An 18,094-nucleotide genomic window follows, 5' to 3' on the forward strand; every position below is an offset into this window, starting at 1 on the left:
AACATTACTCCTTCCGCTAACGCCTGCCGCCCTCCCACATCTTCCCCAAAACCGGGAAAGCCTGCTCGTAACCCGCCAGAAGCTTCGCCGCCAGGTCCGGCGAATCCACGAGCGGGTGCCGGGCAAAGGCCTCCAGGGCAGCATCACGGTTGCCGGTGGTGGCTGCGCGGACCACGAGCCGTTCCACCTCTTTGACCTGCTGGAGCAGCTCCAGTTGCGCGCCGTCCGGTGCCTGCTGCGGCAGGGGGACCGCACCGTGCGCAGTCACGGTACAGGGAACCTCGACGACGGCGTCCGCGGGTAGGCCGGGAATGGCGGGTTGGGGAGCGGCTGCGGCAGCCGTGGTGGACGCGGGCTGGCGGGCTTCGGGTTGCCCGGCGGGCACCAGCGTGTTCCGGGTGTTCAGGACCAGTTGGGTGTCTCCGCCGCCGGCGAGGGCCCGCATGGCCGCCAGCGCCACCCTCTCATAGCCGCCGCCGGCCAGGTCCTCCTCGGCCCGGCGCTCGCCCTCTTGCCGCGCCTCGGCCAGGTAGCCCTCTTCCCGGGAGCGCCGCGCCTCCTCCCACAACCTGTAGGCGTCAGGCCCCGCAGAGGCCAGCCGGGGATACAGCTCCTGCTGCTGGCGGTGGATGCTTTCGCCGCGGGTCTGCGTCATTGCCTGCATGGCCAGCCGGGCTGCATCGCGTTGGTAGTAGTAGTACAGGTACTCGTTGGGAAGCATGCCCAGTTCCGCCAGGAACGGCTGCGGGAAGAGCCGGCCTTCCTCGAACGACTGCAGGGCTCCGGCGTCGGCCAACAGGGCAGGCAGCACGTCCCGGCCGCCGGACTCCAGCCGGTACAGCCAGCCCAGGTGGTTCAGCCCGTAGTAGCCCACGCCGTCGAGCCGCCCTTCCGGCAACGGCACGCGGGCAGCGGCCGCCGCCCGCTGCACCAGCCCGCCCGCAGAATCACAGATCCCGATGACCCGGTGCCCCAGGACCGGGACCAGCGCCTCGGTGACCATTCCGGCCGGGTTGGTGAAATTGATCAGCCACGCGTCCGGGCAGTATTCCCGTATTGACCGGGCCAGGCGCAGCATGTGCGGAATTGTCCGGAGCGCATAGGAAATCCCCCCGGCTCCCGTGGTTTCCTGTCCCAGCAGCCCCAGGTCCTGCGCCACCTTCTCGTCCGCAACGCGCCCCGCCGTGCCGCCCGGCCGGATGGCGGCGAACACCATCGTGGTGCCGGACAGGGCTTCAGCGAGATTGGTGGTGGCGTGGACCGGAAGACGGGCACCATGACCCCCGGGCATGCTCTCCAGCACCGCGGTGACGGCATCAAGGCGGGCGGGATCGACGTCGTACAGCACCAGTTCGGTGACCAGCCCGGAAAAGCGGCCGGACACCAGGGCCCGGAAGATCAACGGAACCCGGAAACCCCCGCCGCCGGCAATCAGAAGCCGCATACCTGCAGTCTAGGACCAGCCTCCGACAGCCGGTCCACACCTGTCCAACGCCCCTATCGCAGCTGAGTGGCACAGCGTATCCTGCGCACTATGGACGCCATCCCCGCACGCCCCTTCGACCCCCTGGCTGCCGTCCGTTCACCCGGGGAACCCGGATTCGACCTCCTGCTGGCCGGAACCGTGTTCCAGGACATCATCTTCACCGGCCTGCCGCACGGGCCCGAACCGGGCACCGAAATCTGGAGCGACGGCATGGGCAGCTGCCCCGGCGGGGTGGCGAACCAGGCGATCGCCGCTGCCAGGCTGGGGCTCCGCACTGGTTTGGCCGCCGCGTTCGGCGACGACGGTTACGGGGACTTCAACTGGAAGATCCTCTCCGGCCAGGAGCACGTGGACCTCAGTCTCTCCCGGCGCGTCCCGGGCTGGCACTCCCCGGTAACGGTGTCCCTTTGCGTGGACCAGGACCGCTCCCTGGTGACCCACGGACACTCCGCCCCCGTGACAAACTCCGAGCTGATCGGAGACCCGCCCAAGGCGCTCGCCGGCATCGCCGAAGTAGGCCTGGAAGTGGAGCCGTGGGCCCGGGCAGCCCATGCCGCCGGGCTGAAACTGTTCGGGGATGTGGGGTGGGACCCCAGCGGTGAATGGGCCCCGGTGCGGCTTGAGAACCTGCAGTACTTCTATGCCTTCCTGCCCAACCAGCGCGAGGCCATGGCGTTCACGGGCAAGGACAATCCGTGGAGTGCACTGTATGCGCTGGCAGACCGGGTTCCGGTGGCCGTGGTGACCCTGGGCCCCCAGGGCGCCATGGCCGTGGACTCGGAAACCGGTGAGGAGGAGTGGGTCCCGTCGCTTCCGGTCAAGGCACATGACCCCACCGGAGCCGGCGACTGCTTCGATGCGGCGTTCATTGTGGGAACCCTGGCCGGCTGGCCGTTGGGGGACAGGCTGCGGTTCGCTAACCTGTGCGCAGCCCTGGCGGTACAGGAGGTGGGCGGTTCGCTGGCCGCCCCGGGCTGGGGCGACATCGCCGACTGGTGGAGACGCGCCAATGCCCGTCCGGAACGGCAAACGAGTCAATGGCTGCGGCGCTTCGGGTTTCTCGCGGACATCATCGAAGATGTGCCGCTGGCAGCCCAGCGCCGGGCGGCCGCCACCATCGCGCACCTGTCGGACGCCTAGGGAGTGCTGGAGGCCCTGATTATTCGGCGCGAAGTGCCCGCACTAGAATCACTTAGGTGACTTACCCCGCAACAACCGGTGAATTCAGCGCTGCCTCCGGGCCGGACCCCCGCCATGAGCGGTCCGCCGTGATCGACCTGGACGCCATCCGGCACAACGTCCGCCGGCTTGCTGCCGCCGCTTCCCCCGCGAAAGTCATGGCAGTGGTCAAGGCGGATGCGTACGGGCACGGCGCCGTTCCGGTCGCCCGCGCAGCCCTGCAGGCCGGTGCCGCCTGGCTCGGGGTGGCCCACATTTCCGAGGCCCTCGCGCTGCGCGCCGCCGGCATCGACGCACCGCTCCTCGCCTGGCTGCACACCACGGACAGCAACTTCGGCGCCGCCGTGGCCGCCGGCGTCGACATTGGCTGTTCCGGCTGGGAGCTGGAGCGCATCGTGGCCGCGGCCCGTGAACAGGAGCGCCCGGCCCGGGTGCACCTCAAGGTGGACACCGGGCTGGGACGCAACGGAGCCACTCCCGAGGCCTGGGACCGCCTGGTGGGGGAGGCCGTGGAGTACCAGGACCAGGGCCTCCTGCGCGTGGTGGGCATCTTCTCCCACCTGGCCGTGGCTGACGAGCCGGAGCGGCCCGAGACGGACGAACAGCTGGCCGCATTCCGGGAGGCGCTGGCCATCGCCGAGGACGCGGGCGTGGACCCCGAGGTCCGGCACCTCGCCAACACCCCCGCCACCCTGTCCCGGCCGGACACCCACTTCGACCTGGTCAGGGTTGGCCTGGGCATCTACGGGCTTTCGCCGTTTGACGGGCAGACCTCGGCAGAGCTTGGCCTCCGGCCCGCCATGACGCTGCGCACCCTGGTGTCGCAGTGCAAGGAGGTTCCCGAAGGGCAGGGCGTCTCCTACGGCCTGCATTACCGCACCAGGACCGCGAGCACCCTGGCCCTGATTCCCATGGGCTACGCCGACGGGGTCCCCCGGATTGCCACCGGCGGGCCCGTCCGCGTGGGCGGGAAGTCCTACCCTGTAGTGGGCCGGATCGCCATGGACCAGATGGTCATCGACCTTGGGCCGGCGGCATCCGGGGCGGCACTGCAGGGTACGGAAGCGGTGCTCTTTGGCGACGGTGCCGACGGCGGACCCACCGCGGAGGACTGGGCCCGCGCCGCCGGAACCATCAACTACGAGATCGTGACCCGCATCAGCCCCCGTGTTCCGCGCCGCTTCATCAACGAGGACGAACCGGCGGTCAACGGCCAGGGCCTGGTGGGCGTGCCCGGTGCGGCGGGGGCCGCATGAGCGCGCCGGAAGAGATGCCCGCCAACCAGGCCGCCAACTGGGAAAAGACATTCACGGCGACGACGGCGGACCAGACGCACGCGTTCGGCGCACGTTTGGCGGAGGTGCTGCAGGCCGGGGACCTGCTGGTGCTGTCCGGTGAGTTGGGTGCCGGCAAGACGACGTTCACGCAGGGCCTGGGCGAGGGCCTGGGTGTCCGCGCGGGCATCATCTCGCCCACGTTCGTCCTGGTCCGGATCCATCCCAACCTGCCCGATGGTCCGCGTCCCGGCGGCCCGGACCTGGTGCACGTGGACGCGTACCGGCTGGGTTCGGCGGCGGAGATCGACGACATTGACCTCGAAAACACCATGGACTCCTCCGTAACGGTGGTGGAGTGGGGGCATGAACGGGTGGAGCACCTGAGCGACAGCCGGCTGGAGATCGACCTCCTCCGTGCCATCGGGCTTGGTGCCCCGGGCAGTGGAGCCGGAGGTGGGACCCTGGACTTCGACGGCGAGGACACCGACGAGCCCCGCACCATTGTGATGCGCGGGTACGGGCCGCGGTGGGCAAGTGCCCCGGAACTGGGCGCCCCTGAACTGGGCCAGCCTGACTTGGGTGCGCCGGGAGGAGACGTCCCATGCTGATCCTCGCGATTGACACCTCCGCGGTGGCCAGCGCGGCGCTGCTGTCCAATGAAGCCCCGGAGGGCGTACTGGCCAGCTTCGCCACCGAAGACACCCGCAGCCATGCCGAGGTGCTCGCGCCGGGCATTCACGCCATGCTGGCAGACGCCGGCGTCACCGGGCAGGACATTGATGCGCTGGTGGTGGGGGTGGGTCCTGGCCCCTTCACCGGGCTGCGCTCCGGCATCGCCACGGCACGGACACTCGCGTTTGTCTGGGGCAAGCCCCTGCACGGGCTGATGAGCCTGGACGCGGTGGCCCTGGAGGTGGCCGAATCCACTGCCGCCGTCCCGGAGTTCCTGGTGGTGACCGATGCCCGCCGGAAAGAGGTCTACTGGGCCCGCTACAGCCTGGACGACGGCCAGTTGCCGCAGCTGGAGGACGGTCCGCATGTCGGATTCGCCGCCGATCTGCCGGACCTGCCCGCATTCGGCGCCGGTGCCGGGCTCTACGATGGCGTCCTGCACGCCCATCCGGAGTTCGCGGGGGAGCAGCCTGACGCTCTGTACCTTGGCCAGTTCGCCCTGGCCAGGCTGGCTGCGGGGGATATCCTGCCGGACACCACACCCCTGTACCTGCGCGAATCGGACGCGCAGATTCCCGGACCACGGAAGCGGGCACTGTGAGTACCAGCCGGGAACCCCGCATGGCAGGCGTCACCGTCCGCGACATGACCCTGGACGATGTGCCCGGCGTCGGTGCGCTGGAGCAGCAGCTGTTCCCGATTGACGCCTGGCCCGTGCAGATGTTCATCGACGAGCTCTCCCAGCCGGAGACCCGCCGCTACCTCGTGGCGGAGACCAGCGACGGCATTGTGGGCTATGCCGGGCTGATGTGCATCGAGCCCATCGCGGACATCCAGACCATCGCCGTCGTCCCTGACCATGAGGGGCGCGGCATTGGCAGCACCCTACTCACGCAACTGATCGGGGAGGCCAGGCACCGCGGTGCGGCCGACGTCCTGCTCGAAGTCCGCGCGGACAACCCCCGGGCACAGCAGCTGTACGTGCGGTTCGGTTTCGAGCAGATCCACATCCGTCCCCGCTATTACCGAGACGGGGTGGATGCCCTGATCATGCGGCTCCAGCTCGCCGCAGCCGAAACTGATGGCCAACACGCAACGGAGGCAGGCCAGCCATGAACCGCTCACAGCCCCTGGTGCTGGGCATCGAATCATCCTGCGACGAAACCGGCGTGGGCATCGTCCGCGGCACCACGCTTCTGACCAACACCGTCTCTTCCTCCATGGACGAGCACGTCCGGTTCGGCGGCGTCATTCCCGAGATCGCTTCGCGTGCGCACCTGGACGCTTTCGTCCCCACCCTGGAACAGGCGCTGGCAGACGCCGGTGTGAGCCTTGACGAGGTGGACGCCATCGCCGTAACGTCCGGGCCCGGGCTGGCCGGCGCCCTCATGGTGGGCGTGTGCGCTGCCAAGGCGCTCGCCGTCGCCACGGGCAAGCCGCTGTACGCCATTAACCACCTGGTGGCCCACGTGGGCGTGGGACTCCTGGATGACCGCGCCAACGGCCGGAAGCAGGAGCTGCCGGAGAACCTGGGCGCCCTGCTGGTCTCCGGCGGCCACACCGAAATCCTCCAAATCAACAGCATCACCAGCGACGTGGAGCTCCTGGGTTCCACCATCGACGACGCCGCGGGCGAGGCCTACGACAAAGTGGCCCGCATCCTGGGCCTCGGTTACCCGGGCGGTCCGGCCATCGACAAGGTGGCCCGCGGCGGCAATCCCAAGGCCATCCGCTTTCCCCGCGGCCTCAGCCAGCCCAAGTACATGGGCACGGCGGAGGAACCGGGGCCGCACCGGTACGACTGGTCCTTCAGCGGACTCAAGACGGCGGTGGCGCGGTGCGTGGAGCAGTTCGAGGCCCGGGGGGAGGAGATCCCTGTTGCTGACATCGCGGCCGCCTTCCAGGAAGCCGTGGTGGACGTGATTTCGTCCAAGGCGGTGCTGGCCTGCCGCGAACACGGCATCAGGGACGTCCTGCTGGGCGGCGGCGTGGCAGCCAACTCCCGCCTGCGCGAACTGACCGGCCAGCGCTGCGCCTCCGCCGGCATCCGGCTGCACGTGCCGCCCCTGGACCTTTGCACGGACAACGGCGCCATGGTGGCGGCCCTGGGTGCGCAGCTGGTGATGGCCGGCGTTGACCCCAGCGGCATCGGCTTCGCTCCGGACTCGTCCATGCCCGTCACCTCGGTGTCGCTCCCGGGCTGAAGGCAGTAGGCCCCGCCTACCCGTCGCGGGGCACTTTGGGGGAGTCGGCGTCGTACATCACGACGGCGGCCGGCGTGTCCGTGTCGAAGTGCCCCCTTTCGGACGGGGCACGTCAGTCACGGAGCACGTCAGGCGGTGGGGCCGTTCCGCATCTGCTTGACCAGGTCCAGGACCACGGCCTGGAGGTTCCCGCCGTTCTCGGCGGCAACGCGGCGCTGGCGCTGGTACCCGGCGCCGCGGCGGATGATCTTCTCGACGTCGGCAAGCTCGTCCAGGCAGCGCAGCTTGGCCGCCACCGGCTCCAGCCGGTTGAGCGTCTCCAGCAGGTGTTCGGTGACCAACTGCTCACGGCCTGCGGCGTCCAGGATGATGATGGCGTCCATGCCGTAGCGGGCAGCGCGCCATTTGTTTTCCTGCACGTGCCACGGCGGCATGGTGGGGATGGTGCCGCCGTTGTCCAGGGTGGTGGAGAACTCGTCCACCATGCACTGGGTGAGGGCCGCAATGGCGCCCACTTCCTCCAGCGTGGCCAGGCCGTCACAGATGCGCATCTCGATGGTCCCGAGCGCAGGCACCGGCCGGATGTCCCAGCGGATCTCGGAGATGGTGTCGATGACGCCGGTGGTGGTCATGTCCTGCACGTAGGACTCGTATTCCTCCCAGGACTTGAACTGGAAGGGCAGGCCTGCGGTGGGAAGCTGCTGGAACATCAGGGCGCGCTGGGAGGCGTAGCCGGTGTCCTCGCCGCCCCAGAACGGGCTGGATGCGGAGAGTGCCTGGAAGTGCGGGAAGTAGTTGACCAGGCCGTCCAGGACGGGCAGTGCCTTGTCCCGGCGGTCCAGGCCCACGTGCACGTGGACGCCGTAAATGACCATCTGCCGGCCCCACCACTGGGTGCGGTCGATGAGTTTGGCGTAGCGCGCCTTGTCCGTCACGGGCTGCAGCTGCGGCGGGCTGAACGGGTGGCTGCCGGCGCAGAACAGCTCCACGCCCATGGGATCGGTGATTTCGCGGACGGCGGCAACGGACCGGCTGAGGTCCTCTTTGGCCTCGGCGGCTGTTTCGCAGATTCCGGTGACCAGTTCCACCGTGTTCAGCAGCAGTTCCTGCTTGATGTGCGGATGTTCGTCGTCTTCGTTGAGTTCCGGGTGGCGCGAGGCCACGCCGCGGAGCACCTGGTTGGCCACGGACGCGAGCTCGCCCGTTTTTCCGTCCACCAGGGCAAGCTCCCACTCAACACCGAGGGTTGACTGCCTCGATGACGCGAAGTCGATCTTCACACGTTTCCTTACTGTCCGGTTTGCCGCTGGCTGATGCCGCTCACAGGCTGCGCCGGCTGGCGAACGGGTGGTTCAAGTCTAGTGCAGGGGTAGCATCGTATTGATGGCCCCGTTCCCCCTGCGTCACAGCGCCGCCAAAACCAGCCCCGCCAAATCCCTCCCGCTCCTCCTTGCTTTGTCTGCCCTGGCCCTGGCTTCCTGCACCGCCTCGCCAAACGCGGCCCCGCCGTCGTCCCCGGCGGCGCCCACCACTGCGTCACCTTCCGCATCAGCAAGTACGACGGCGGCGCCTCCCACCGCTTCCGCCTCACCTGACCCAGGCTCCCGCCCGCTGGGGTGGGGCCCGGAGCAGCGCGACCAGGACGCCGCGGCAGCCGCTATCAAAGCCATGTCGCCGGAGCAGAAGGCCGGGCAGGTGCTGGTCCCGTTCTTCAAGGGCAGCCAGGTGGAGGCGCACGCCGCCCTCATCCAGCGCCTGCACCTGGCCGGGTCCATCATCATGGGCGACAACGTGCCCCGGGACCCCGCAGGGGAATGTGGACGTTGCCGGCATGGGTGCCGTGAACCAGCGGCTGCAGCAGGCCGCTTCCGCCGACGGCCGGGGCTGGCCGGGCATCATCGGCGTGGACCAGGAAGGCGGCGCCGTGGCGCGCCTGGGACGCCCGCTGACCGAATGGCCCACGCCCATGAGCTACGGTGCGGCCGGCAACCAGGCCCTGACCCGGGAAGCAGGGAAGGGTTTGGCCAGTGAGCTGGTGCCGCTGGGTTTCGACCTCGACTTCGCGCCCGATACGGACGTGACCATCGGGCCCGGCGACCCCACCATCGGTGCCCGCTCCATGTCTGCCGATCCGGCCGCCGCCGCAGCCCACGGGGTGGCCTTCTCCCAAGGCATGCTGGACGCGGGTGTGCTTCCCACCGTGAAGCATTTCCCCGGCCACGGCTCGGTGACAACGGACTCCCACCTCAGCCTGCCCGTGCAGCCCGCCGGGATTGACGAACTCCGGGCCCGGGACTGGAAACCCTTCCAGGCAGCCGTTTCCGCGGGCCTGCCCATTGTCATGACCGGGCACATCGCCGTGCCTGCGCTGGAACCCGGTGTGCCGTCGTCGCTCTCCGCACCAAGCTACGCCGCGATGCGGGACCTGGGCTTCAAAGGCGTGGCCGTGACCGACGCCCTCAACATGGGGGCCGTGGACAACCAGTACCCCGCCGGAGCGGCAGCGGTGAAAGCCCTGGGAGCCGGCGCCGACCTGCTGCTGATGCCCGCTGACGTGGAACAGGCACACGCCGCCATCCTCCAGGCCCTGGCCGCCGGGACCCTTCCGGCCGCCCGGCTCGACGAGGCCGTGCAGCGGGTGGCCACCATGATGATCTGGCATGCACGGACCACGGCGGCCGCCGGAACCGCGCGTGCAGGTGCTGCAGCCGGAAGCGGCGCCGCGTTGTCGGCCCGGGTGTCGGCATCGGCCCTGACCGTTGTCTCCGGTCCCTGCAGCGGCCCCCTTGTTCCCGGTGCGGTCCGCGTGGCCGGCGGGGGACCGGGGGACCGGGAGCGCTTCGAAGCAGCCGCGGCCCGCGCCGGCCTGGCGGTTGGATCAGGTCCGCTGGTGAATTTGATCGGCCTCGGCGGGAAGGCGGCGGGCGGGGACATCGCCGTGGCCCTCGACGCCCCCTGGCCGCTGCAGAACTCCACGGCCCCGGTCAAGCTGGCACTGTATGGCCGCACCGACACCGCCTTCGACGCGCTGGCCGCCGTGCTGGCAGGAAAGGCGCCCGCTCCCGGGAAGCTGCCTGCCGCCGTCGGGCCCTTTCCTGCGGGAACCGGCTGCCCCTGACCCCCAAGTAGGTAGCGCTAAGTGTCGTTTTGACCGCTCAAAACGACACTTGGCGCTACTCAGTTGAGAGGGGACGCTTTAATGGTCAGGTGCCCATTCTGAATAAAGACATGACCCTCTGCATCTCGCTCTCAGCCCGGCCCAGCAACAACGGGACCCGCTTCCACAATCACCTGTACGGGCAGCTCGACCTGAACTGGATCTATAAAGCGTTCGCGCCCACCAACCTGGAACAGGCCATCGCCGGCGTCCGCGGGTTGGGTATCCGGGGCTGTGCCATCTCCATGCCGTACAAGGAGGACGTCATCGCCCTGGTGGACGAGATGGACCCCTCCGCCAAGGCCATCGACTCCGTGAACACCATCGTGAACACGGACGGCCACCTCAAGGCGTACAACACCGACTACACGGCGACCGAACAACTGCTGGCGTCAAACGCGGTCCCCACAGACTATTCGGTACTGGTCCAGGGCGCGGGCGGCATGGCGAAGGCGACGGTTGCCGCCCTCCGCGATGCCGGCTTCAGGGACGTCACGGTCATCGCCCGGAATGAGGCTGCCGGCCGTGCACTCGCCGACCAGTACGGCTTCCAGTGGCGGGCAGCGCTCGACGGCGGCACGGCGGACCTGATCATCAACGTCACCCCCATCGGCATGGCCGGCGGCGCCGAAGCGGACAGCCTGTCGTTCCCCGCTGAGGCCATCGAGGCTGCCCGGCTGGTCTTCGACGTGGTGGCGCTCCCGGCGGAGACGCCGCTGGTCCGTGCCGCGCGGGCAGCAGGCAAACCGGTGATCACCGGCGCGGAAGTGGCCACCATCCAGGCGCTGGAACAGTTCGTGCTCTACACCGGCGTGCGGCCCACCGCGGAGCAGGTGCGGGCAGCCGAGGAGTTCATGCGCGCGCAGTAGCGGCTGGACTCAGGGTGTGCGGGACTGGTTCCACCACGATCGCCACCCGGTCCTCCCCAATACGGGTCAGGACCAGGGTGGCGGTCCTCGCGGAACCCTTTTTGGAGTTCTTTCCGGCTGGCAGCAGCTGCTTCCGCAGTTCCTCCGGGGTTACCGCGGTGCCGCGCTTCTTGATATCCAGCACGGTGATGCCCTCCTGCTTCACCCAGGCCTTGAGTGCCTTGACGTTGTAGGGCATGACCTCCAGGACCTTGTAGGCCCGGGCGAACGGGGTGTCCAGAGAGGTCCGGGGCACAGATGTAGGCGATGTGTTCGTCCACCAGGTGGCCGCCGAGCTGCAGCGCCACGTCGGCCACCAGCCCGGCGCGGATCACGGCGCCGTCGGGTTCGTACAGGTAGCCTTCCACTGGTCCCACCGGCGCGGCCGGGCCGGCACCGAAATCGTCCGCGCTGGTCAGCTCGGCGGGCCCCTGGGAACCCAGGACCAGGGCTGCCCGGCGGACCGCGGGCCTGCGCACGGCGTTGAACCAGAGGGTCACTTCAGTGACGTCACCGGCCACGGACACCCACTGGGCTTCGCAGCCCGCAGGAACAGACTCGTGCGGCATGCCCGGGCCCATCTTCACGCCCACGGCCTTCCCGCCAGCAGCGAGCGACTCCACGAAGGACAGCGGCGGGGAGAACGCCTCGGGGTCCCAGATCCGCTTGGTTCCGGACGTGGAGGTGACGCGGCGCGCGGGATCCAGCCAGACGCCGTCGATCCCTTCCAGCGGGACTGATGCCGCGTCGGCGTGGACCACTGTGGCATTGGGGAACGGGATGAGGTTCATGGTGGCGCAGGCCGCGGTGGTTTCGTCCATTTCCACGGCGGTGACATTGATGTCCAGGGATGCCAGGGCCATGGCATCGGCGCCCAGCCCGCAGCCCAGGTCCGCCACGCGGCTGATCCCTGCAGCAGCGAACCGCTGAGCGTGGTGCGCAGCGACGTTCAGGCGCGTGGCCTGCTCCAGGCCGGCCTGGGTGAACAACATCTGGCGGGCAAACTCGCCGAACTTAGCCTCTGCCCTGGTGCGCAGCCGCGACTGCGTCAGGACGGCGGACACGAGTCCGGCGGGGTGCCCGGCCTTCCGGAGCGCGGAATTGAGCTCAAAGGAGTCCTCATCCCGGTAGGGACCCAGCGACGCCAGCAAGTCCCAGCCTTCGGGGGTCAAAAGGGGTGCAATCTGGTCCTGGGGAGCGTGAGCCATGGGTTCCAGCCTAGTGGAGGAGCGCGCGGCCGGGATGCCGATACTGTTGAAACCATGGATGAGAGCACAGCCCCCGTGGAGCTCGGCGGACACCAACCCAGGGACCGCGGCCCGGCAAGGTTTGCCCGTCCCGTCCTGATCGCTGCCGCCGTGGTGGCGGTGGTCTGCATCGCCCTGCTGGTGATCATTTTCCTGCTGGACACGTTCAACGCCACCGTCTATTCCGTGGGCGGCAACGACATCCAGGACAACACCCAGGAGTCCCGGGACATCCGGGGGCTGTACGACGGCGCGCGAATGGGGAGCATCTTCGTCCTCGTCATTGCGGCGCTCGCCGCAGCCGGGGCGGGCTGGGTGCTCTTCCGCGCCCGTAAGGCAGGCGGCGGCGATGCCGACGGCGGCGAAGACGTGGACTTCGACGACCTGGGCCGATAGGGGAGCGTGGCCGTTGCCCCGGGCCGCCGTCGTCGGACCCTGGAAAAGGCGTACGCCGATGACGAAACGTTGGCACTCACCTTGACCGAGTGCTAACCCTTACATAGAGTCTTCATTAGCACTCTCCCTAGGAGGGTGCTAACACATGAAGAGCTGCCAGCCAGGCTGCTGCCGGCACCGCGACGACGGTTTGCCAGCTACGGCGGAAAGCTTTCCAGTCCACGAATTTGCTGACGAAAAGGAGAGGTCCGAGTGTCGGTCTCTATTAAGCCTCTTGAGGATCGTATCGTTGTCCGCCCGCTCGAAGCCGAGCAGACCACGGCTTCCGGCCTGGTCATCCCGGACTCCGCGCAGGAGAAGCCGCAGGAAGGCGAAGTTGTTGCAGTAGGCCCCGGCCGCTTCGAAGATGGCAACCGCGTTCCCGTTGACGTAGCCGTTGGCGACGTCGTCATCTACTCCAAGTACGGCGGAACCGAAGTCAAGACCGGCGGCACCGAGTACCTCGTGCTGTCCGCCCGCGACGTCCTGGCTGTCGTCGTAAAGTAACTCTTTCGGATCCCCGTGCCGCCGGCCATGCTCATGCTGGCCGGCAGTGCGGGGTTCTGTCTTTGAAAGGACAAAACCATGGCAAAGCAGCTTGCGTTTAATGACGCTGCCCGCCGGTCCCTTGAGGCCGGCATCGATAAGCTCGCGAACACCGTCAAGGTGACGCTCGGCCCCCGCGGCCGCAACGTCGTCCTGGACAAGAAGTGGGGTGCCCCCACCATCACGAACGACGGCGTCACCATCGCGCGCGAAGTGGAACTGGACGACCCCTACGAGAACCTTGGCGCCCAGCTGGCCAAGGAAGTAGCCACCAAGACCAACGACGTTGCCGGCGACGGCACCACCACCGCTACGGTCCTGGCCCAGGCCCTGGTCAAGGAAGGCCTGCGCAACGTGGCAGCGGGTGCTGCCCCCGGCCAGATCAAGCGCGGCATCGAAGTTGCGGTTGAAGCCGTGGCTGCCCGCCTGCTGGAGAACGCCCGCCCCGTCGAAGGCACCCAGGTGGCAAACGTTGCCGCCATCTCCGCCCAGAGCGACGAAATCGGCGAGCTGCTGGCCGAGGCCTTCGGCAAGGTGGGCAAGGATGGCGTCATCACCATCGAAGAGTCCTCCACCACCCAGACCGAACTGGTCCTCACCGAGGGCATGCAGTTCGACAAGGGCTACCTGTCCCCGTACTTCGTCACGGACGCCGAACGCCAGGAAGCAGTCCTCGAGGACGCGCTCATCCTGATCAACCAGGGCAAGATCTCCTCCATCCAGGAATTCCTGCCGCTGCTGGAAAAGGCGCTGCAGGCCTCCAAGCCGCTGTTCATCATCGCCGAGGACGTCGAGGGCGAGGCCCTGTCCACGCTGATCGTCAACCGCATCCGCGGCACCCTGAACGTTGTTGCTGTCAAGGCTCCCGGCTTCGGTGACCGCCGCAAGGCCATGCTGCAGGACATTGCCACCCTGACCGGTGCGCAGGTTGTCTCCCCGGAGCTGGGCCTGAGCCTGGACACCGTTGGCCTGGAGGTGCTGGGTACCGCCCGCCGCATCACCGTCACCAAGGACAACACCACCATCGTGGACGGCGCCGGTTCGGCCGAGGACGTGGCCGCACGCGTTGCCCAGCTGCGCGCCGAGGTTACCCGCACCGACTCCGACTGGGACCGCGAAAAGCTCCAGGAGCGGCTGGCCAAGCTGGCCGGCGGCATCGGGGTCATCAAGGTGGGTGCCGCAACCGAGGTTGAGCTGAAGGAAAAGAAGCACCGCATCGAGGACGCCGTGTCCTCCACCCGCGCTGCCCTCGAAGAAGGCATCGTGGCCGGCGGTGGCTCGGCCCTGATTCACGCCCTCAAGGCACTGGATGAGGATGCTTCTGTGAAGGCCCTCGAAGGCGACGCTGCCGCAGCTGTCGGCATTGTCCGCCGTGCGCTGGTGCAGCCGCTGCGCTGGATCGCCCAGAACGCCGGCTTCGACGGCTACGTGGTGACCTCCAAGGTTGCCGACCTCGAAACCAACAACGGCTTCAACGCCAAGTCCGGCGAGTACGAGGACCTGATCGGCGCGGGCGTCATCGACCCCGTCAAGGTCACCCGTGCTGCCCTCCGCAACGCGGCCTCCATCGCCGCCCTGGTTCTCACCACCGAGACCCTTGTCGTGGAGAAGCCGGCCGAAGAGGACGAGCACGCAGGCCACAGCCACTAGTCCCCACCGTCCCCCTAACCTCGCTTCGCTCGGTCAGGGAACCCTGACGGCGTGGGCCCACCACAGGGGGCGCGGCAGGCGCTATACAGAAAACCGGTCCAGCATCAGCTGGGCCGGTTTTTTGTATTCCTGTAAGGATGCTCGGGATCAGCCGGCTCCCATCTCCGCGGTTTCGACCCCACCTGCCCGCTCATAGACCAGCGACACGGCTCCCTTGGGGTAGCTGCGTGCCGGCTCGGCGAGGCGGAACGTGGCGGGTACCGTCCCGGCGTCGAAAAGCCGCTTGCCCTGCCCCAAAGTGACCGGATACAGCCAGAGATGAAGGCGGTCCAGCACCTCTGCCTCCAGCAGTGACCGGATGAGGACCCCGCTGCCGAACATGTGCACCTGCTGGTACTCGTCGCGCAGCCTGCCTGCCGCCATGGCATCCGGCAGCACGGTGGTGCCTGCCCATGCCGGATCAGTGAGGGAGCCGGACACCACAAATTTGGGGACCCGGTTGAGCGTCTCCGCGATGTCCCCTGACTGGTGGGGCCAATAGGCGGCAAAGATGTCATAGGTTTTTCGCCCGAGGAGCAGGGCATCCATTTGCTCGATTCCAGCTGCAATGGCGGCGCCGGACTCATCGTCGGAGACCGGTGCCTGCCAGCCGCCAAAGGCGAAACTGCCTTCCGGGTCTTCTTCGCGGCCGCCGGGCGCCTGGTAGACGCCGTCGAGGGTGATGAACAGGTTCGCAGCGATGAGTCCCATGCGCCCATTGTGGAACCGGACCGTGGGCCTGTCCAGTGCCGTGGCAGGATGGAGCCATGCTGCTCCTTGAGCTCGTCAAGACCGCGGAGGCCGTCACCTCCACCCGTTCCCGGCTGGCGAAAGTGGGTGCGCTGGCCCAGCTGCTGGTCCGGCTTGAGCCTGCGGAAATTCCGACGGCGGTGGGCTGGCTGGTTGCCAAGCCCCGCCAGGGACGCGTGGGTGTCGGCTGGAGCGCCGTGGCGGCGGCCAGGGAGGAGCCCGCCGTCGAGCCGACCCTCACCGTGGCCGACCTTGACGCGGGCCTGGACCGGCTGCTTGCCATGGCAGGTACCGGATCGGGCGCCGGGCGCGCAGCTACACTGCGGAAGCTGATGGGGGCGGCAACCGCGCCGGAGCAGTCATTTATCGCCGGGGTCCTCCTTGGCGAGCTCCGCACCGGAGCTTTGGAGGGCGTGCTGACGGATGCCGTTGCCCGGGCCGCCGGGAAGCCCGTTGCCGCCGTACGCCGCGCTGCAATGCTTTCCGGGGACCTGGGCGGAACCGCCCTGCTCGCCCTTACGGGCACCGAAGCCGAGCTCGACGCCGTCGGCCTGGTAGTGGGCCGCCCCGTGCAGCCCATGCTCGCGGCCACCGCGGGCAGTCCAAGCGCAGCCCTGGAAGCCACCGGGGAGGCGTCCGTGGAATACAAGCTCGACGGCGCCCGCATCCAGGTGCACCGGGTCGGCGACGACGTCAGCATCTTCACCCGCAACCTCGCCGACGTCACGCACCGGCTCCCCGAGGTAGTGGAGGTAGTGCGCGGACTGCCGCTGCGGGACGTGATCCTCGACGGCGAAACCCTGGCCCTGGACGAGGAAGGCGGCCCGCGGCCGTTCCAGGAAACCATGGCGCGCTTTGGTGCGGATGCAGCGCGGGAAACGCTGCTGCATCCGTGGTTCTTCGACGTGCTGCATCTCGACGGGCGGGACCTGCTCGACGAGCCACTGTCCGCCCGGATCAGTGAGCTCGAGCGCATTGCGCCTGAGCACCGGATACCGGGAGAGGTTACGGCTGATCCGGTCGTCGCGGAGCGGGTGTCGCAGGAGGCGCTCGCCGCCGGGCACGAGGGCGTCGTGGTGAAGGCGATTGGTTCCACCTATGCGGCCGGCCGGCGCGGGTCCAACTGGGTGAAGGTTAAGCCGGTGCTCACGTACGACCTGGTGGTGCTGGCCTGCGAGTGGGGATCCGGACGCCGCACCGGGACGCTCTCGAACCTGCACCTGGGCGCCCTTGACCCTGAGGGGGAGTTCGGTGAACCTGGCGGCTACGTGATGGTGGGCAAGACCTTCAAGGGCCTCACCGATGAATTGCTGAGGTGGCAGACGGAGAGATTCCAGGAGCTTGAGGTGCGGCGCACTGCCGGCACTGTCTGGGTTGAGCCGGTCACCGTCGTCGAAATCGCGATCGACGGCGTGCAGCAGTCACCGCGCTACCCGGGCGGCATCGCCCTGCGGTTCGCCCGGGTCAAGCACTACCGCGACGACAAGGCTCCTGCTGAAGCGGACACGATCCAGACCCTGCGCGGCCTGCTGCGTCCTTAACAAACTGCGCCTCCCGGCCCCGGCTAACCGCGGCTCCTTGTCCGCTGCCGCCTGAGGCTCCGCGCCACACCGTGGGGCACCCGCCTGTAAACCATCCGGTAAAAGAGCAAAACCGCCAGGGCGGCCACCACGATGCCCACGAGGTTGAGCAGCAGCTGGAGGGCAGAGCCGGCCGCCTTCTGGTATTCACCAAGGACCAAGGCCACCGCAACGTAGCCTGCCGCAGGGACGGTGGTTACCGAGATGAAGACGCCGATCAGTGCCGCGGAGCGCCGGCCGATGATGGAGAGCATTCCGGCGATCCCGGCCAGGACGGCCACAATCATTGAATACGGGCCCGGATGGTAGATGAATTCCACCGCGGAGCCCTTGTCCAACGCATCGCGCGGGAAAAGACCGAGCGGCACCGACAGCCACGCCGTCAGCGCCGCCAACAGCATGGCAACCGGGAAGCCAACGCACAGCGCAACAGCCGCGCGCCGGCCAAGCTTCCACTGGCGGGTGGCAAGCGAGACGGCCAGTGCGGCCAGTGGTCCGAACTCAGGCCCCACCGCCATGGCCCCCACAATGGCAATGGGGGAGTCCGTCACGATGCCGATACCGGCGAGCTGGGTTGCCAGTACCAGGAAGGCAACGAAGTTCCACGTCAGGCGGGAATCCTCGCCCGTTTGCCGCGTCACGTCATCCCAGATTACGGCGTCTGCGCCGTCCCCGGGTGCCGCCTGCTCCGCACGGTCGGCATTTTTGGAGAGGACGAATTCCGGTGCGCTCATGGCGATGGAGCCCATGTCCTGGACCTTCAGGATTTCCAGCTTCTCGAGCAGTTCCTCCACCGACTCCCGGGCGATCAGGACCTCGATGACGTCACCCTGCGGCACCACGGACGCGCCCGGTACCAGCGCAACTTCTGCCGCGCCCCGCTGCTCGCGGCACGTCTTCAGGGTCACGGCGGACAGCTCCCCGGGCACGCAAATCCGCAGTTGGACAACCACGCCGGCTCCCT

16 protein-coding genes and 2 pseudogenes are annotated in these 18,094 nt (G+C 68.3%); 12 read left to right on the top strand and 6 right to left on the bottom strand.

All coding sequences use genetic code 11. The annotated features are described in order from the left end of the window. Window positions 1-16: 16 nt before the first annotated feature. Window positions 17-1,444 (bottom strand): 6-phospho-beta-glucosidase, encoded by a 1,428-nt coding sequence (locus tag QFZ60_RS05540; protein ID WP_307088865.1) that lies wholly within the window; start codon window positions 1,442-1,444, stop codon window positions 17-19. A 90-nt stretch (window positions 1,445-1,534) separates the two neighbouring features. On the opposite strand from QFZ60_RS05540, the gene QFZ60_RS05545 reads away from it, so the two are divergent. From QFZ60_RS05545 to tsaD, 6 genes are read left to right on the top strand one after another with little or no spacing between them, the layout of a single operon-like run. Continuing rightward, window positions 1,535-2,626 carry a carbohydrate kinase family protein gene (locus tag QFZ60_RS05545; RefSeq protein ID WP_307093210.1) on the top strand — a complete coding sequence of 364 codons (1,092 nt, stop codon included), beginning with the start codon at window positions 1,535-1,537 and terminating at the stop codon, window positions 2,624-2,626. Window positions 2,627-2,682: 56 nt separating this feature from the next. Further along, on the top strand, window positions 2,683-3,921 hold the full coding sequence (alr, locus tag QFZ60_RS05550) for an alanine racemase (protein ID WP_307088868.1): 1,239 nt from the start codon (window positions 2,683-2,685) through the stop codon (window positions 3,919-3,921). After that, on the top strand, window positions 3,918-4,550 hold the full coding sequence (gene tsaE, locus QFZ60_RS05555; RefSeq protein WP_307088870.1) for a tRNA (adenosine(37)-N6)-threonylcarbamoyltransferase complex ATPase subunit type 1 TsaE: 633 nt from the start codon (window positions 3,918-3,920) through the stop codon (window positions 4,548-4,550). The genes alr and tsaE overlap by 4 nt, the downstream gene beginning before the upstream one ends. Then, the gene (tsaB, locus tag QFZ60_RS05560) at window positions 4,544-5,215 is read left to right on the top strand and encodes a tRNA (adenosine(37)-N6)-threonylcarbamoyltransferase complex dimerization subunit type 1 TsaB (protein ID WP_307088872.1); all 672 of its coding nucleotides are present in this window, start codon (window positions 4,544-4,546) and stop codon (window positions 5,213-5,215) included. The genes tsaE and tsaB overlap by 7 nt, the downstream gene beginning before the upstream one ends. Window positions 5,216-5,235: 20 nt before the next feature. Then, window positions 5,236-5,730 carry a ribosomal protein S18-alanine N-acetyltransferase gene (gene rimI, locus QFZ60_RS05565; RefSeq protein WP_307088873.1) on the top strand — a complete coding sequence of 165 codons (495 nt, stop codon included), beginning with the start codon at window positions 5,236-5,238 and terminating at the stop codon, window positions 5,728-5,730. Continuing rightward, window positions 5,727-6,818 carry a tRNA (adenosine(37)-N6)-threonylcarbamoyltransferase complex transferase subunit TsaD gene (gene tsaD, locus QFZ60_RS05570; RefSeq protein ID WP_307088875.1) on the top strand — a complete coding sequence of 364 codons (1,092 nt, stop codon included), beginning with the start codon at window positions 5,727-5,729 and terminating at the stop codon, window positions 6,816-6,818. Before rimI ends, tsaD begins: the two co-directional genes overlap by 4 nt. A gap of 128 nt (window positions 6,819-6,946) precedes the next feature. On the opposite strand, the gene QFZ60_RS05575 is transcribed toward tsaD, so the two are convergent. Continuing rightward, window positions 6,947-8,098: a glutamate--cysteine ligase gene (locus tag QFZ60_RS05575; RefSeq protein WP_307088877.1), complete on the bottom strand. Its 1,152-nt coding sequence runs from the start codon at window positions 8,096-8,098 to the stop codon at window positions 6,947-6,949. Window positions 8,099-8,221: 123 nt separating this feature from the next. After that, on the bottom strand, window positions 8,222-8,599 hold the full coding sequence (locus QFZ60_RS05580; RefSeq protein WP_307093428.1) for a hypothetical protein: 378 nt from the start codon (window positions 8,597-8,599) through the stop codon (window positions 8,222-8,224). On the opposite strand from QFZ60_RS05580, the pseudogene QFZ60_RS05585 reads away from it, so the two are divergent. Further along, a pseudogene (locus tag QFZ60_RS05585) lies at window positions 8,487-9,936 on the top strand (glycoside hydrolase family 3 protein). The gene QFZ60_RS05580 and the pseudogene QFZ60_RS05585 sit on opposite strands and share 113 nt — an antisense overlap. A gap of 110 nt (window positions 9,937-10,046) precedes the next feature. After that, window positions 10,047-10,844, top strand: coding sequence for a shikimate 5-dehydrogenase (locus QFZ60_RS05590; RefSeq protein ID WP_307093211.1), 798 nt, complete (start codon window positions 10,047-10,049; stop codon window positions 10,842-10,844). On the opposite strand, the pseudogene QFZ60_RS05595 reads toward QFZ60_RS05590, so the two are convergent. Further along, a pseudogene (locus QFZ60_RS05595) lies at window positions 10,828-12,091 on the bottom strand (methyltransferase domain-containing protein). The gene QFZ60_RS05590 and the pseudogene QFZ60_RS05595 sit on opposite strands and share 17 nt — an antisense overlap. A 54-nt stretch (window positions 12,092-12,145) precedes the next feature. Between QFZ60_RS05595 and QFZ60_RS05600 the strand changes: the two are divergent. The 3 genes from QFZ60_RS05600 to groL all read left to right on the top strand — a co-directional run bounded on the left by QFZ60_RS05600 (window position 12,146) and on the right by groL (window position 14,761). Then, window positions 12,146-12,526 carry a hypothetical protein gene (locus QFZ60_RS05600; protein ID WP_307088879.1) on the top strand — a complete coding sequence of 127 codons (381 nt, stop codon included), beginning with the start codon at window positions 12,146-12,148 and terminating at the stop codon, window positions 12,524-12,526. A gap of 252 nt (window positions 12,527-12,778) precedes the next feature. Beyond that, a complete protein-coding gene (groES, locus tag QFZ60_RS05605; RefSeq protein WP_043454746.1) occupies window positions 12,779-13,072 on the top strand; it encodes a co-chaperone GroES in 294 nt (97 codons plus the stop codon). A 78-nt stretch (window positions 13,073-13,150) separates the two neighbouring features. After that, a complete protein-coding gene (groL, locus tag QFZ60_RS05610) occupies window positions 13,151-14,761 on the top strand; it encodes a chaperonin GroEL (RefSeq protein WP_142031913.1) in 1,611 nt (536 codons plus the stop codon). A gap of 147 nt (window positions 14,762-14,908) precedes the next feature. On the opposite strand, the gene QFZ60_RS05615 is transcribed toward groL, so the two are convergent. After that, window positions 14,909-15,511 (bottom strand): dihydrofolate reductase family protein, encoded by a 603-nt coding sequence (locus QFZ60_RS05615; protein ID WP_307088883.1) that lies wholly within the window; start codon window positions 15,509-15,511, stop codon window positions 14,909-14,911. Window positions 15,512-15,567: 56 nt separating this feature from the next. On the opposite strand from QFZ60_RS05615, the gene QFZ60_RS05620 reads away from it, so the two are divergent. After that, window positions 15,568-17,091 (top strand): ATP-dependent DNA ligase, encoded by a 1,524-nt coding sequence (locus tag QFZ60_RS05620; protein WP_307088884.1) that lies wholly within the window; start codon window positions 15,568-15,570, stop codon window positions 17,089-17,091. A 23-nt stretch (window positions 17,092-17,114) separates the two neighbouring features. Here the strand turns inward: QFZ60_RS05620 and QFZ60_RS05625 are convergent, their stop codons facing one another. Then, window positions 17,115-18,083: a DUF389 domain-containing protein gene (locus tag QFZ60_RS05625; protein ID WP_307088887.1), complete on the bottom strand. Its 969-nt coding sequence runs from the start codon at window positions 18,081-18,083 to the stop codon at window positions 17,115-17,117. Window positions 18,084-18,094 lie beyond the last annotated feature (11 nt).

Source organism: Arthrobacter sp. B2I5 (genome assembly GCF_030816735.1).
Taxonomy (GTDB): domain Bacteria; phylum Actinomycetota; class Actinomycetes; order Actinomycetales; family Micrococcaceae; genus Arthrobacter.